Origin of the sequence: Streptomyces sp. NPDC058864 (genome assembly GCF_042742985.1) — a bacterium.
GTDB lineage: Bacteria > Actinomycetota > Actinomycetes > Streptomycetales > Streptomycetaceae > Actinacidiphila.
Genome location: NZ_JBHYMQ010000055.1, coordinates 17,033 through 30,105, shown reverse-complemented (window position 1 = coordinate 30,105; position 13,073 = coordinate 17,033). Strand labels below are relative to the sequence as shown.

Genomic DNA, 13,073 nt, shown 5'->3' with positions numbered 1-13,073 from the left:
CGCCGGAAGGCGGGCCCCGCAACGGGCGGCGAGGAGCAGGGGTGACGGTTCAGGACAGGGATGGGCTGAGTCGCCGGATGCTGGCGGGCCTGCTCGCCGACAGCCACCTGATGCCCCTGGAGCAACTGCCGGGCAAGGTGGCCGAGCACGCCGGACCGGCCGGCCTCGACCACGTCACGATCTACCTGGCCGACCTCCAGCGCCATGTGCTGCGCAACCTCGCCGAGGCGGGCGCGGACGAGTGCCACCGGCGCAACCACAGTTCCGAGCTGAGGATCGAGGGCACGGTGCCCGGCCGCGCCTTCCAGTACGGGCGACTGCTCCCCGCCGCCTCCGCCTGTCCCGGCAAGTGCCGGTGGTGGGCGCCCCTGCTCGGCGGTTCGGAGCGGCTCGGCCTGCTCCGCGTGACCACCGAGGCCGACGACCGCCGCACCCGCGAGGACGTGCAGTCACTGGCCGACGCGGTGGCGCTCATCGTCACCGTCAAGCGCGACTACAGCGACGCGTACGCCCGCACGGTGCGCACAGAGACCATGAACGTCGCCGCCGAGATGCAGTGGCGCCTGCTGCCGCCGCGCTCGTACTCGGACGGCCGGGTGGTGATCTCCGCGGCGCTGGAACCCGCCTACCGGGTCGGAGGCGACGCCTTCGACTACGCGCTCGACGGCCCGCTGGTGCATCTGTCGATCTTCGACGCGATGGGGCACGACACGGCGGCCGGCCTGACCGCGAGCCTCGCCATGGGCGCGAGCCGCAACGCCCGGCGCCGCAAGGCGGAACTGGTCGAGACCACCGAGGAGATCGAGAAGGTGCTGATCGAGCAGTTCGAGGGGACGCGCTACGCCACCGGCGTCGTCGCCCGGCTCGACACCGGCACCGGTCTCTTCGAATGGGTCAACCGCGGCCACCACCCGCCGATCCTCATCCGGGGCGGGCGCTGGGTCGCCGAACTCGCCTGCTCGCCCGGCGACCCCATGGGCCTGGGACTGGGCGTGGCACCGCAGGTGTGCCGCGAGCAACTGGAGCCGGGCGACCGCCTGGTGCTGTACACCGACGGCATTCCGGAGGCCCGCACGGGCACCGGCGGGGAGTTCGGGCTCTCCGGCTTCCTCGACTTCCTCATCCGCCACCACGCCGACCGGCTGCCCCTCCCCGAAACGCTGTGCCGGCTGATGCGCCGGGTGTCGGACCACCAGGTGGGCGAGTTCCAGGACGACGCGACGGTGCTGTTCTGCGCCTGGCTGGGGTGCTCCACGGACAGCACCGAGATGGCGGCGGCCGTGGCCGGGATACCGCTCCCCCAGAGCAGGCCGGACGGAGCCTTCTCCGCGGCCCGCGCGATCGGCGGTGAACTCCCCGGCACCGCCGACGTCATGGCGCCGGACCGGCGCTCCTGACCCGGCACCCGGGTGAACCGCCGTTTCCCCCGCCCCGGGCCCGAACTCCGACCGGGACGCCGTCGCCGTGCCCGTGGTGGAGGGAGGACCGCGATGACCCGCGGTTCCGTCAAGGCGGTCGGCTCGGCCAGGTCCTTCCCGGCGTCGGGCGGAGCGCGCGTAGGCCGCCACCGGACGCGTGAGCACCCCACCGACCTCGACTGGACGGCGGACGCACCCGGCACGGTCGACGACGTGCTGCTCGCCGTGTCGGAACCGGTCACCAACACCCACACCCACGCGCACGGCGCCGCCGGCCTCGTCCTCACCTGGGACGGCGGTTGCCTGCACGTCAGCGTCCGCGACGCCGACGACGAAGTGCCCGTCGGGCGCTTCCCGGGTGGACCGCCACCGCAGGGCGCGGCCCGGCGCTGGTGACCGCCGTCGCGGACCACTGCCACGCCCGCACCCAGGCGAAGGGCAGGACGATCACCGCCTGCTGCACCCCTCCGCGGCGAGCACGCCGAGCCTTCACGAAATCTTCCCCGTCGCCCCGGCCCGGCCCGCCCGTCCCGGGGCAAGCGCAGGGCAACGACATGCTGCTGAACGGCAACACGGCCGAACCGGGCCCACGAGGGGGCGTCCATGCGAGCACTCACGGAGCACCTGTCCCTGCGGCTGATCACCGGGACCCGGCGGGTCCTCGATCTGTCGGCGGACTGCCAGTACCGTCCCGACGACCCCTACACCGTCCGGATGCGCTTCGGCCACGGCAACGGTGCCGACGAGGCGGAATGGGTGCTCTCCCGCGAGCTGCTGCTGGCCGGGCTCGCGGCCGCCGCCGGTGACGGCGACGTCCACGTCGCACCCGGCGACCACGCACACACCCTGATCACCCTCGCCGGCCCCGGCGGCACCGCCGTCCTGCAGATCGCCACCGGGGAGCTCGCCGCGTTCCTGGCCGCCACCGCGGAACTCGTCCCGCTGGGCACCGAGGGCACCCGCATCGACTGGGACGCCTGCATCGCCGGGCTCCTCTCCGCCTGAGACGCGCCTTCAGGACGCGGGCACACCCATCGGGTTCGGGTACGGCAAGGTCCCCGCGCAGGCCCGCGCCACCGGGGACAGCAGCGTGACCAGGTGCTCGACGGCCTCCGGGGCCATCGCCTCCCACGGCCGCCCGGCGGCGCGGTCGGTGGCCTCCTCCAGCGCGCGGTGCGCCTCCCGCCCGGCGGCGGTCGCGGCGCCGTCCGCGCCGAGCAGGCCGCGGGCGGCGAGGCGGGCCGCGGCGGCGCCCCACTGCTCGTCCGTCCAACCGCGGTGCGGCTGCAACTCCGTACGCGGCAGGTCGATGCCGGTGCGCAGTACCAGCGCCTCGCAGCCGTCCAGGCCGGCCGCGACGAGCGCCGCGACATGGCCGTCCCCGCGGTGCTCGCGCAGCAGCGTGGCCTGGTGCCAGAGGGCGTCGACCGGGTCGCCGGGGGAGGGGAGCGCCGTGTTCGCGGCGGCCAGCACCCGCCCCGCGATGTCGAGGCCGCCGGTCACCGGACGCAGCAGTTCCACCGCTTCCGCCACCGCGGAGTCCTGCCCCGCCAGCAGCCGGCGCAGCGCGGCGCCCGCCCCGCGCCGCCGCGCCTCCAGGGCGCGTTCGGGCGGCGCGAGGGCCCAGACGCCGGGCAGCGCCCGGGCCACCATGCCGGGCGCGAAGCCGAAGAAGGCGGCCACGACCGGCTCCGGGCCCACCGCGCCGAGGGGCGCGGCCCGGCCGGCGAAGTAGCCGCGCCAGTAGCCGCGCAGCCCCGCCTCCTCGTACGCGGCGCGCGCCTCGGGCGCGAAGTAGGTGACGGCGTGCACCGGTTCGGCGAGCCGCCACATCCGCCGGGCGGTGACGGCGGCCTCCGCCGGCGTGACGGTCCCGCTCACCGCCGGCCACCTCCCGCCGGCAGCGCGGCCGGCAGGCCGCCGCCGATGTCCGTCCTGGCCTCGATCGCCCGCAGGACGGCCACCATGTCAGCGCGCCCGCCGCCCTGTCGCACAGTCTCGTCGAAGAGGGCGTGGCAGACGTCCAGCAGCGGCGAGGCGAGGCCGGACGCGCGGGCCGCCTCGGCGATGAGGCGGTTGTTGTGCAGCACGTCCGCCGCGGCCGCCTGCGCGGAGAAGTCGCGCTCCCGCAGCTTGGGTGCCTTCGTCCGCGACACGGCGCTGGCCATGGGTCCGGCGTCCAGGACGTCGAGGAACTGCCCGGTGTCCAGGCCCTGCCGTTCCGCGAAGTGGAAGGCCTCGGTGAGCCCGGTGACCATCGTGATCAGGAAGAGGTTCACCGAGAGCTTCATCAGCAGCGCCCCGGGCACCGGCCCGCAGACGAACGACTCCCGGCACACCGGCGCGAGCAGCGGCCGCACCTCCTCCACCGCGTCCGCCTCCCCGGCGAGCATCGCCACGAGCTGCCCCGCCTCGGCGGGTTTGCGGGAGCCGGAGACCGGAGCCTCGACGTAACGGCCGCCCGCCGCGCGGACGTCGGCCTCCAGTCCGCGTGAGTACGCGGGCGAGGTGGTCCCCATGTGCACGACGACGTGTCCGGCCACCCGGGCGGCGAAGTCCGGCGTGCCGCGGCCGAGGACGGCGTCGACGGCGGTGCCGTCGGCGAGCATCAGGACCACCACACGGGCCCGGTCGAACACCCGGTCCGGCCCGTCCGCCACCTCGGCCCCGGCCGCGCGCAGCGGGGCGCACCGCGCCGCCGTGCGGTTCCAGACCACGAGCGGCGTTCCCGAACCAGCCAGCCGGAGCGCCATGGGCTGCCCCATGATCCCCAGGCCGATGAAACCCACGTCCGCCACTGCCCACCGCCGTCCCGGCCGTCCGGCCGCTCGACCCGCGCGTTATGACGGCTGTCATAACGCTATGACAGCCGTCATAATAGACTCCTCCCGTCCGTGGCCGGACGGAAGACGCAAGGGCGGACGGTGGGAGGTCGGCGATGGCCGGTTCGGAGCGGGGCCCCCGCGAGCGCATGGTCTTCAGCGCCGCGCAGCTCGTCCGCCGCGGCGGCGTCACGGCGACGGGCATGCGCGAGGTCGCCGCCCACGCGCAGGCGCCCAGGGGATCGCTGCAGTACTACTTCCCCGGCGGCAAGGAGCAGTTGGTCAACGAGGCCGTCGGCTGGGCCGGCCGCTACGCCGGCAAGCGCGTGGCCCGCTTTCTCGCGGCCCTCCCCGAGCCGACCCCCGCCGGGCTGTTCGCCGCCATGGTCGGCCAGTGGACGGACGAGTTCCTGACCTCCGGATACGACGCCGGCTGCCCCGTCGCGGCGGCCACCGTGGACTGCGCCGGGACCTCCGCCGCCACCCGTACGGCGGCGGCCGCCGCCTTCGCGACCTGGAGCGGACCCGTCGCCGGGGCGCTGGAGGAGATGGGCGTGCCGGCCGAGCGGGCACCGTCACTGGCGACGCTGATGATCAGCGCCATCGAGGGCGCCATCGTCATCGCCAGGGCGGAACGGGACGTACGCGCCCTGACCACCGTGGCCCGGGAACTCGGCCCGCTGCTGGACGCCTCCGTGGCGCCCCCCGGCTGAACCGGCCCGGGCCCGGCCGCCGCGCCGTCCCGGCCGGGCGGACCCGGCAACCTGCCCCGCACGGGTAGGAGCCGTCGCGGCGGCCACGTCGGCGAGTGCCGGGGCCGGCTGCGCCGTGCGTGCGGCCCCGCCGGGCTGTGCCGGGAACTCCTCCGGCGCGTCCGCCTCACCGGAGTGCGCGACCACGGTCCGGCCGTCACGCGTCGACCGCGCGGGTGGTCTCGGCCCAGGCGTCCAGGTCGGCCAGGCGCGCGGTGAGGGCGGCGCGCATGGCGTCCGCGCCGGAGACTCCGAGGGCCAGCCGCAGGGGCGGGGTGTCGCTGGCCGCGGCCGCCCGGATGCCCGCCGCGATGCGTGCCGGTGACGAGAAGGCGGTCACGGGCTGTGCGCCGATGGCCTTCTGGACCTCGCGGACGGTCCGGTCGTAGTCGGGGATGGCGTCCGCGATGTCCAGGTTGCCGAGGAACGCGGTGGCGGTGGGCCCGGGCTGGACCATGGTGACCTTGATGCCGAGCGGGGCGAGTTCGTCGGCGAGGGCGTCCGAGAGGCCCTCGACTGCGTACTTGGTCGCCGCCAGGAGTCCGACGCCGGAATGGGCGCTCTGCCCGTAGAGCGAGGAGCCCTGGAAGACGTGACCGGACCCCTGTGCGCGCAGCACGGGCAGGGCCGCCCGGAGCACGTTCAGGACGCCGAAGACGTTCGTGTCGAAGATGGCGCGGGCCTGCTCGTCGGTGGCCTCCTCGACGGCGCCGAAGAGGCCGTAACCGGCGTTGTTGGAGACCACGTCGAGTCCGCCGAAGCGGTCCACGGCCCGCGCGACCGCCGCCGTGACGGCCGCCGGGTCGCGGACGTCGGTGTCGATCAGGAGCAGCCGGTCGGGGTGGGCAGTACGCAGGTCCTCCAGGGCCGCCGTGCTGCGGGCCAGCGCGGCGACGTTCTCGCCGGCGTCGAGCGCCTGGGTGGCGAGTTCGCGGCCGATGCCCGAGGTGGCCCCGGTGATCAGCCAGGTACGCGGCCGGGTCTGGGTGCTGTCTGTCATGTTTACGACCGTAATGCGGCACTTCGGCTTCCTCGACCGCACTCGCGGCGGCGGGCGCGGCACCCCCGCCGGGGGGCGGCGTGGGAGGCTGGGGGGCATGTGCGGCCGCTATGTCTCCACCCGACGCCCCGAGGACCTGGTCCAGCAGTTCCGGGTCACCGAATGGAATCCGGAAGCCCTCGTGGCGCCGAGCTGGAACGTCGCCCCGACGGACAGCGTGTGGTCGGTCCTGGAAGGCGTCGACCGGGAGACCGGCGCGCTGGAGCGGCAGTTGCGGCCGCTGCGGTGGGGCCTGGTGCCGTCCTGGGCGAAGGACCCGGTGATCGGGGCCAAGATGATCAACGCCCGGATGGAGACCGTCCACGAGAAACCGGCCTACCGGCGCGCGTTCACCCGGCGCCGCTGCCTGCTGCCGGCCGACGGCTTCTACGAGTGGGTCCCGGTCCCCGCCACCGATGACCGGAAGGCCTACAAGCAGCCCTACTTCATCGGCCCCGAGCAGCAGGACCAGGGCATGGCCTTCGCGGGCCTGTACGAGTGGTGGCGGAACAAGGAGGTCGCCGGCGACGACGACCCGGGCGCCTGGCTGGCCACGTGCACGATCATCACCACGGACGCCACCGACGCCGCCGGCCGCGTCCACCCCCGGATGCCGCTGACCATCGCGGCCGCCGACTACGACGCCTGGCTCGACCCCGAGCACCAGGACCCCGGCGAACTCCGCGCCCTCCTGGCCGCGCCGGCCGACGGCCACCTGGCCGTCCGCCCGGTCGGCACGGCGGTGAACAGCGTCCGCAACAACGGACCCCACCTGCTGGACGCGCCCGCCTGACCGGGCCGTCCCGGGCGCAACGCCCCCGGGGACCCGGCCGGGCCCGGTTTCGGCGCGCCGGGACATCGTCGCGACGTTACGGTTTGAGCAACGGCGTACTCGGCCCGGTCCGACGTCCGGCTCGAGTGCGGGCAAGCCCCGGAACCCTGCGTTCCCACCGGAGCGAGGAGGCCTCAGGATCATGCCGTACGCAACAGCCGAGGATGGGACCCGGATCTTCTTCAAGGACTGGGGGACCGGCCGGCCCGTCGTGTTCTCCCACGGGTGGCCGCTGACCGCGGACGCCTGGGACCCGCAGATGCAGTGGATGGTGGACCACGGTTTCCGCGGTGTCGCCCACGACCGCCGTGGCGGCGGGCGCTCCGGGCAGCCGTGGGACGGCAACGACCTCGACACGTACGCCGACGACCTGGCGGCCGTCATCGAGGAACTCGACCTGCGTGACATCGTCCTCGTCGGGCACTCGACCGGTGGCGGTGAGGTCACGCGCTACATGGGGCGGCACGGGACGGGCCGGGTCGCCAAGGCGGTGCTGGTGGGCGCGATCCCGCCGCTGATGCTGAAGACGGAGGCCAATCCCGAGGGCCTTCCGATCGAGGTCTTCGACGAGATCCGTGAGGGCGTGGCCACGGACAGGTCCCAGTACTACCGGGACCTCAGCGGCCCGTTCTACGGTGCGAACCGCGCGGGGTCGACCGTCAGCCAGGGCACCCGCGACGAGTTCTGGCTGTGGAGCATGACGGTGGGCATCAAGGGCGCCTACGACTGCGTCAAGGCGTTCTCCGAGACGGACACCACCGAGGACCTCAAGAAGATCGACGTCCCGACGCTGATCGTGCACGGTGACGACGACCAGATCGTGCCCATCGTGGCGGCGGGCGCCAAGAGCTCGAAGCTGGTCAAGGGAGCGGTCTACAAGGTGTACGAGGGCGCCCCGCACGGACTGGCGATGGTGCCCAAGTTCGCCGAACGCTTCAACGCCGACCTGCTGGAGTTCGCGCGCGGCTGAGCCCGCGGCCCGCTGCGCCTCCCCCGGCCCTGGCCCGCAGGGCGGTGCACTCATCTACCGACGTGCCGGCGATCGCGTCGCCCGGGCGGTCAGGGTGACGACCGGGTCCCGGCTGCGGTCGGCCGGCCGGGTCACGGCATCACGGATGGGCAACTTCTGCCTGCAAAACCGGCGTCCACCCTGCGACCGGTGCCACGGGGGCCGGTGGCTACGCCGGGAAGCGGTCGAGCGGCTCCGCCGCCAGCAGTGCGGTCAGTTCCGCGCGGTGCAGGCCGGCTATCGGGGCCACCAGGTCCGGGTGGCGGAGGAGGGCGGACGCCGCGCGGTCGTGGGCGCCGGGGGAGGTGAGCCGGAGGGCGTCGCCCGCCAGCGAGGGGCCGTGCTCGGTGGCCGCGGCGGCGGTGACCGCGGAGGCGGCCAGGGCCGGGTCGGAGAGCAGGCAGGCCGCCCAGCTCACGACGACCTCGTCCACCCAGGTCCGCCAGCCGGTCCCGGTGTCACCGGCGTCCTCGTCGCCGGCGCCCCCGGCCCCGGCGGCCCGGTCCAGCCGGCCGGCGCCGTCGGGCGCGAGCAGCCCCAGCAGGGCGGCGTCCAGCGCGGTCGGGTAGCGCAGCGCGGCGGCGACCATGGTGGCCTGGCGGGCCTGGGCCTCGGCCAGGGCACGGCTGAGCGCTCCGCCGGTCGCCGGATAGGCGGACAGCAGCCACCGGGTGGCCGCGGCGATGACCGACGAGAACTCACTGTGCATGCCGAACGAACCGTCCTCCGCGTGCGTGGATGCCGCGTCCGTCCGGCGCGCGGCGCGCCCAGCGTACGCAAAACCGCCCTTTCGCGACATGAGCCGCATCACGTCCGCACCCCGCGAGGGCTCGGCGCAGGGTCCCGGAAGGAGCGGGAACCCTGCGCCGCCGCCCCGCGGCCGGACCTCAGGACCGGCCGCGGCCGCTCACGAAGTCACGAGCGCGGTCGACGAGGCCCGCACCCGGGGAGATGATCTTGTTGGCGGGCGGGGTGTCCGGCAGGGCGGGGTGGGGGCGGGTGGGGGCGAGGGACTTCGCGCGGCGCACCTTGTCGCCGAGGTCGTCGAGCGTTTCGGGGGAGCAGGCGCTGCTGAGCCGGGGGAAGAGCGTGCCCTCCTCGTCCTGGACGTGTGCGGTCACCTCGTCCATCAGCCGCATCAGCAGGGGGTGGAACCGGCCGTCGCTCGGTGGCAGGTTCTCCAGCTCCTTCAGGAGTTCCTCGATCCCGGCGTGGTCGGCGATCTCCTTGTCCGCGATGCGGTCCCCGCCCTCGACGTGCTCGCGGACGGCCGGGTAGAGGTACTGCTCCTCCGCCACCGAGTGCCGCACCAGCTCGATGGTCACCTCGTCCACCAGCTCCCGCAGCGCCGGGTCGCCGGTCGACATCGACTGCATGCGGTCGAAGATCTCCTCGACCTCGCGGTGGTCGGCCAGCAGCTCAGCGATCACGTTTCCGCCGTGTCCCATTCCCTCACGCCTTTCGGTGCGGCAGTACGGCCCGGGCGTTCGCCGGGGCCGAACCCCATGCATTCCACCCTCCCGGTGCCGAGCCCACCCGGCGACGCGGTCACCACCCGCCCGGCGGCACCTGATCAGGGGCGTCCCCCGGGCCGGCGGTGCGGGTCCGCGCGGGCGATCAGGAGGGCGACGTCGTCATGGTCGTCCTTGCCGCGCAGCTCGCGCAGCAGCCGGTCACAGGTTTCCTCCACAGAGGGGTCCGGCGTGCCCAGCAGGTCCAGCAGCACGCCGAGGCGCTCGTCGATGGGGTCGTCACGGGTCTCCACCAGCCCGTCGGTGTACAGCACCAGACGGTCGCCCGGCGCGAGCGTGACGCTCGTGCTCTCGAACGGGACGCCGCCGACCCCCAGGGGCGTCCCCGTGGGCAGGTCGAGCAGTTCCGGGGAGCCGTCGCCGTGCACCAGGACCGGGGGCAGGTGCCCCGCGGTCGCCAGGTGGCACTCGGCGTTGCGCGCGTCGTACAGGGCGTACACGCAGGTCGCGATGTACGGGTCGAGGCCGCGCGTGATCTTGTCGAGGTGGCCCAGCACCTTGGCGGGATCGAGGTCCAGTTCGGCCAGCGTGGAGGTGGCGGTGCGCAGCCGGCCCATGGTGGTGGCGGCTTCGATGCCGCTGCCCATCACGTCGCCGACGACGAGCGCGGTCCGCTCGTCGTCGAGCGGGATGACGTCGTACCAGTCGCCGCCCACCTTGCTCCTCGCCTGCGCGGGCCGGTAGCGCGCGGCCACCTCCAGGCCCGGGTGGTACGGCTGCGGCTCGGGGAGGAGGCTTCGCTGCAGGGTCTCGGCGGTGTTGCGCACCTGCTGGTACCAGCGGGCGTTGTCGATGCACACGGCCGCACGCGCGGCCAGTTCGCAGGCGAGGGTGAGGTCGTCCTCGTCGAAGGAGGCGTGCGTACGGGCCCGGCTCATGCCCAGCACGCCCAGGACCTCGCCGCGGGCGATCAGCGGGATCGCCATGCACGAGTGGACCCCGGCGTCGGCCAGGAGCCGCGCGGACTCGGGGTCGGGGCTGATCCGCTCGAGGTCGTGCTGACCGGCGTGGGCGATCATGTGCGGGCGGAGCGTGCGCACGCACAGCGCCGAGAGGTGGTCGGCGTGGTACGTGACGACGTCGCCCGGGGCGGGGACGGCCCGGGCCGCGTCCGTCGGGTAGGCGCTCCTGACCGCGAGCGAGCGGAACACCGGCGCGTCCGGGGGCGGAGCGGGGGCGCGCTGGTCCACGACGACGTCGAGGATGTCGACCGCCGCCAGGTCCGCCAGGTCGGGTACGACGACCTCGACGAGTTCCGCCACCGTCCGTTCCACCTCCAGGGCGGTGCCGATCCGCGCGGAGCCGTCGGCGATCATGGCCAGCCGGCGCCGGGCGCGGTCGGCCTCCGCGGCCGCGCGGTGCCGGTCCGTGATGTCGACGACGACCTCGGCGATGCCCAGCACGTGTCCGCGGTGGTCCTCCAGCCGGTAAAGGGACACCGCCCAGGCCGACTCGCAGCGCGGGCCGGAAGGGGCGCGGCCGACGATGTAGCGGTCGACCATCGGGACCCCCGACGCCAGCACCTGCCGCATCTCCGCCTCCACCGCCCGGAACTCCGGCCCGGGCAGCACGCCGCGGAACGTGTGCCCCATGTGGTCCTGGACCGAGATGCCGTGGAACCGCGCGAGCGCGGGGTTGACGGAGAGGTACCGCAACCCGGTGTCCAGCACCGCGATGCCGATCGGCGACTGCGAGATCAGCCGGGTGGACAGGGCGACCTCCTGCTCCACCTCGCGCATGGTGGACCGGTCGGTCGCGAGCCCGAGGATGTAGTGGTCGCCGAGGCTGTCCATCAGCCGCATGTTGCGGAACTCCACCAGCCGCCGGCTGCCGTCCTTGCGGCGCACCGGGAAGGACCCCGCCCAGCTCTCGCCGGTCTTCATGATCTCGGAGAACAGCCGGACGACGAGTTTGCGGTGGGTCTCGTGCACCAGCAGGTGGGCGGCGTACCGGCCGACCGCCTCTTGTGCCGTGTAGCCGAACAGCTCCTCGGCCTGCGGGCTCCACATGTCCACCCGGCCGTCGCCCTCCAGGAGCACCGCGGCGACCCCCAGGAGGTCCATCAGCCCGCTCGGGTTCGTCGAGACCTCGTCCAGCCGCTCCGGGCCCCTCGTGTACCGGTCCGTGTCGCTCATGGTGGGCGCCTCTTCCGCCTGCCGTTCCGGCCGGTCGGTCGTCCCCTGCCGCCCTTGCCTACGGGATTCCATGGTCTCCCCGAAGCCGCGACGGCGCACCCCTCGCAGGGACCCGGTGCATCGCCGGTACCGCCGTCCCGTACCGGCGCACGTCGGCTTGCGGGGACCGCGAGGGGGGCGCACACAATGGTCGTCAGGTGGGGCTTCTGAAGCGGCCGGCTGCGCCGTCCGTCCTGCGTGCCGGTCCGGGACCAGTGGAGGAAAGCCCTGTGAGCGTTCTACCGCCCTCGCTCTCCCGCCCCGAGGGCCCGCCCGCGGGTCCGTTGTCCGGACCGGACGCAACGGACGGAACCGACGGGACGAGGCCCCCCGGCCAGGAACCGCCCGGCCGGCGGATCCGGACCCCGACGGTCGTCGTGGGGGCACCGCCCCCGCCACCGGGCGAACCGCCGGACGACGGGGGCGGAGGCGGCGGGGGAGGCGGCGACGGGGACGGCGGAGGGCGTGAGGGCCCCTGGTGGCGCTCGGTGCCCAAGGTGGCCGTGATCACCGCGGCCGTGGTGGCCGCGGTGGCCCTCGCCGTGGTCTTCACCCGGCCCGGCGGGGTGTCGGGCGGGAAGCAGGGGGAGCTGTTCCTGCAGACGGCGGGCAGCGCGGGACCCAACCCGTTCACCCGGTCGACGGCCGAGGAGACCGCGGCCCCGTCGGCGACGCCGGCCCTGCCGACCCCGTCGGCGACGGGAGGCACCGTCCGGCAGGTCTACAGCGGCGGCATGCCCGGCCTCTACGGCGGTACGCGCCACGCGGCGAGCTGCGACGTGGAGAAGCAGATCGGCGCCCTGTCGTCGGACCCGTCGAAGAACCGGGCGTTCGCCGATGTGCTGGGCCTCGAGCCGTCCGGCGTGCCGGCGTACCTGCGGGACCTGACCCCGCTCCGGCTGCGCGCGGACACCCGGGTCACCAACCACGGCTACCGCGACGGCCGGCCCACGGCCTTCCAGTCGGTGCTGCAGGCCGGGACCGCGGTCCTGGTCGACGACCGGGGCCTGCCCCGGGTGCGCTGCGCCTGCGGCAACCCGCTGACCCGGCCGGTGGAGCAGAAGGGCGGCGCCACGACCGTCGGCAGCGCGTGGCCCGGTTACCAGCCGTCGAGGACGGTGGTGGTGGCCCCGGCCTCCGAACCGGTGAAGGAGTTCGTGGTCCGCGACCCGGAAACCGGACAGTGGTTTACCCGGGACATCGGCGACGGCAAGGCCACCGGTGACGAGCCGACGACGCCTCCGCGGGAGGCGCCGGACGGGAGCCCGTCCGGATCGCCACGGGACGGCGCAACGGCCGCTCCGGAGGAGGGCCCCGCCACGCCGACGGGGGAACCGGGCGGGACCGCCCCGCAGTCCCGGCCGCCCGGCACGGGGCCCGCCCCGCGCAGCCCCGAACCCGGAACGCCCGGACCGCCGGGAGGGGAGAGTCCGCCGCCCTCCGGTCCGGGCCCCGGACAGCCGTCCGGCCCGGCCGCGTCACAGTGACGCCGCAC

Annotated in this window: 13 protein-coding genes; 7 read left to right on the top strand and 6 right to left on the bottom strand. The window is 74.7% G+C overall.

Features of this window, described 5'->3' with window-relative positions:
• Positions 1-41: 41 nt before the first annotated feature.
• The 3 genes from ACFW3D_RS31085 (at position 42) to ACFW3D_RS31075 (ending at position 2,423) form a co-directional block, all read left to right on the top strand.
• Positions 42-1,397 carry a PP2C family protein-serine/threonine phosphatase gene (locus tag ACFW3D_RS31085; protein WP_500509734.1) on the top strand — a complete coding sequence of 452 codons (1,356 nt, stop codon included), beginning with the start codon at positions 42-44 and terminating at the stop codon, positions 1,395-1,397.
• 93 nt (positions 1,398-1,490) lie between these two features.
• Entirely contained in the window at positions 1,491-1,814 is a 324-nt protein-coding gene (locus ACFW3D_RS31080; RefSeq protein WP_500509731.1) for a hypothetical protein, read from the top strand.
• 207 nt (positions 1,815-2,021) lie between these two features.
• Complete coding sequence (locus tag ACFW3D_RS31075) at positions 2,022-2,423, top strand: SsgA family sporulation/cell division regulator (RefSeq protein ID WP_500509729.1); 402 nt, start codon at positions 2,022-2,024, stop codon at positions 2,421-2,423.
• A 9-nt stretch (positions 2,424-2,432) separates the two neighbouring features.
• Here the strand turns inward: ACFW3D_RS31075 and ACFW3D_RS31070 are convergent, their stop codons facing one another.
• Positions 2,433-3,251 carry an SCO6745 family protein gene (locus ACFW3D_RS31070; RefSeq protein WP_500509810.1) on the bottom strand — a complete coding sequence of 273 codons (819 nt, stop codon included), beginning with the start codon at positions 3,249-3,251 and terminating at the stop codon, positions 2,433-2,435.
• 44 nt (positions 3,252-3,295) lie between these two features.
• Positions 3,296-4,216, bottom strand: a complete 921-nt coding sequence (locus tag ACFW3D_RS31065) for an NAD(P)-dependent oxidoreductase (RefSeq protein WP_500509727.1) — start codon at positions 4,214-4,216, stop codon at positions 3,296-3,298.
• 140 nt (positions 4,217-4,356) lie between these two features.
• Here ACFW3D_RS31065 and ACFW3D_RS31060 point away from each other — a divergent pair, with 140 nt between their 5' ends.
• Positions 4,357-4,953: a TetR/AcrR family transcriptional regulator gene (locus ACFW3D_RS31060; protein ID WP_500509724.1), complete on the top strand. Its 597-nt coding sequence runs from the start codon at positions 4,357-4,359 to the stop codon at positions 4,951-4,953.
• 196 nt (positions 4,954-5,149) lie between these two features.
• On the opposite strand, the gene ACFW3D_RS31055 is transcribed toward ACFW3D_RS31060, so the two are convergent.
• Positions 5,150-5,992 carry an SDR family NAD(P)-dependent oxidoreductase gene (locus ACFW3D_RS31055; RefSeq protein ID WP_500509722.1) on the bottom strand — a complete coding sequence of 281 codons (843 nt, stop codon included), beginning with the start codon at positions 5,990-5,992 and terminating at the stop codon, positions 5,150-5,152.
• A gap of 97 nt (positions 5,993-6,089) precedes the next feature.
• On the opposite strand from ACFW3D_RS31055, the gene ACFW3D_RS31050 reads away from it, so the two are divergent.
• Both ACFW3D_RS31050 and ACFW3D_RS31045 read left to right on the top strand, forming a co-directional pair.
• The gene (locus ACFW3D_RS31050) at positions 6,090-6,824 is read left to right on the top strand and encodes an SOS response-associated peptidase (RefSeq protein ID WP_500509808.1); all 735 of its coding nucleotides are present in this window, start codon (positions 6,090-6,092) and stop codon (positions 6,822-6,824) included.
• Between the two features lie 181 nt (positions 6,825-7,005).
• Positions 7,006-7,833 (top strand): alpha/beta fold hydrolase, encoded by an 828-nt coding sequence (locus tag ACFW3D_RS31045; protein WP_500509720.1) that lies wholly within the window; start codon positions 7,006-7,008, stop codon positions 7,831-7,833.
• Positions 7,834-8,041: 208 nt separating this feature from the next.
• Here the strand turns inward: ACFW3D_RS31045 and ACFW3D_RS31040 are convergent, their stop codons facing one another.
• The 3 genes from ACFW3D_RS31040 to ACFW3D_RS31030 form a co-directional block, all read right to left on the bottom strand.
• Entirely contained in the window at positions 8,042-8,581 is a 540-nt protein-coding gene (locus ACFW3D_RS31040; RefSeq protein WP_500509718.1) for a hypothetical protein, read from the bottom strand.
• Positions 8,582-8,759: 178 nt separating this feature from the next.
• Complete coding sequence (locus ACFW3D_RS31035) at positions 8,760-9,320, bottom strand: hemerythrin domain-containing protein (RefSeq protein WP_500509716.1); 561 nt, start codon at positions 9,318-9,320, stop codon at positions 8,760-8,762.
• A gap of 125 nt (positions 9,321-9,445) precedes the next feature.
• Positions 9,446-11,539, bottom strand: coding sequence for a SpoIIE family protein phosphatase (locus tag ACFW3D_RS31030; RefSeq protein WP_500509714.1), 2,094 nt, complete (start codon positions 11,537-11,539; stop codon positions 9,446-9,448).
• Positions 11,540-11,808: 269 nt separating this feature from the next.
• On the opposite strand from ACFW3D_RS31030, the gene ACFW3D_RS31025 reads away from it, so the two are divergent.
• Positions 11,809-13,065: a DUF6777 domain-containing protein gene (locus ACFW3D_RS31025; RefSeq protein ID WP_500509712.1), complete on the top strand. Its 1,257-nt coding sequence runs from the start codon at positions 11,809-11,811 to the stop codon at positions 13,063-13,065.
• Positions 13,066-13,073 lie beyond the last annotated feature (8 nt).

Bases quoted from the DNA above. Each gene is read 5' to 3' on its own strand.
- ACFW3D_RS31055 (WP_500509722.1), bottom strand. From the start codon at position 5,992: ATGACAGACAGCACCCAGACCCGGCCGCGTACCTGGCTGATCACCGGG.
- ACFW3D_RS31045 (WP_500509720.1), top strand. From the start codon at position 7,006: ATGCCGTACGCAACAGCCGAGGATGGGACCCGGATCTTCTTCAAGGAC.
- ACFW3D_RS31050 (WP_500509808.1), top strand. From the start codon at position 6,090: ATGTGCGGCCGCTATGTCTCCACCCGACGCCCCGAGGACCTGGTCCAG.
- ACFW3D_RS31080 (WP_500509731.1), top strand. From the start codon at position 1,491: ATGACCCGCGGTTCCGTCAAGGCGGTCGGCTCGGCCAGGTCCTTCCCG.
- ACFW3D_RS31075 (WP_500509729.1), top strand. From the start codon at position 2,022: ATGCGAGCACTCACGGAGCACCTGTCCCTGCGGCTGATCACCGGGACC.
- ACFW3D_RS31030 (WP_500509714.1), bottom strand. From the start codon at position 11,539: ATGAGCGACACGGACCGGTACACGAGGGGCCCGGAGCGGCTGGACGAG.
- ACFW3D_RS31035 (WP_500509716.1), bottom strand. From the start codon at position 9,320: ATGGGACACGGCGGAAACGTGATCGCTGAGCTGCTGGCCGACCACCGC.
- ACFW3D_RS31060 (WP_500509724.1), top strand. From the start codon at position 4,357: ATGGCCGGTTCGGAGCGGGGCCCCCGCGAGCGCATGGTCTTCAGCGCC.
- ACFW3D_RS31070 (WP_500509810.1), bottom strand. From the start codon at position 3,251: ATGTGGCGGCTCGCCGAACCGGTGCACGCCGTCACCTACTTCGCGCCC.
- ACFW3D_RS31040 (WP_500509718.1), bottom strand. From the start codon at position 8,581: ATGCACAGTGAGTTCTCGTCGGTCATCGCCGCGGCCACCCGGTGGCTG.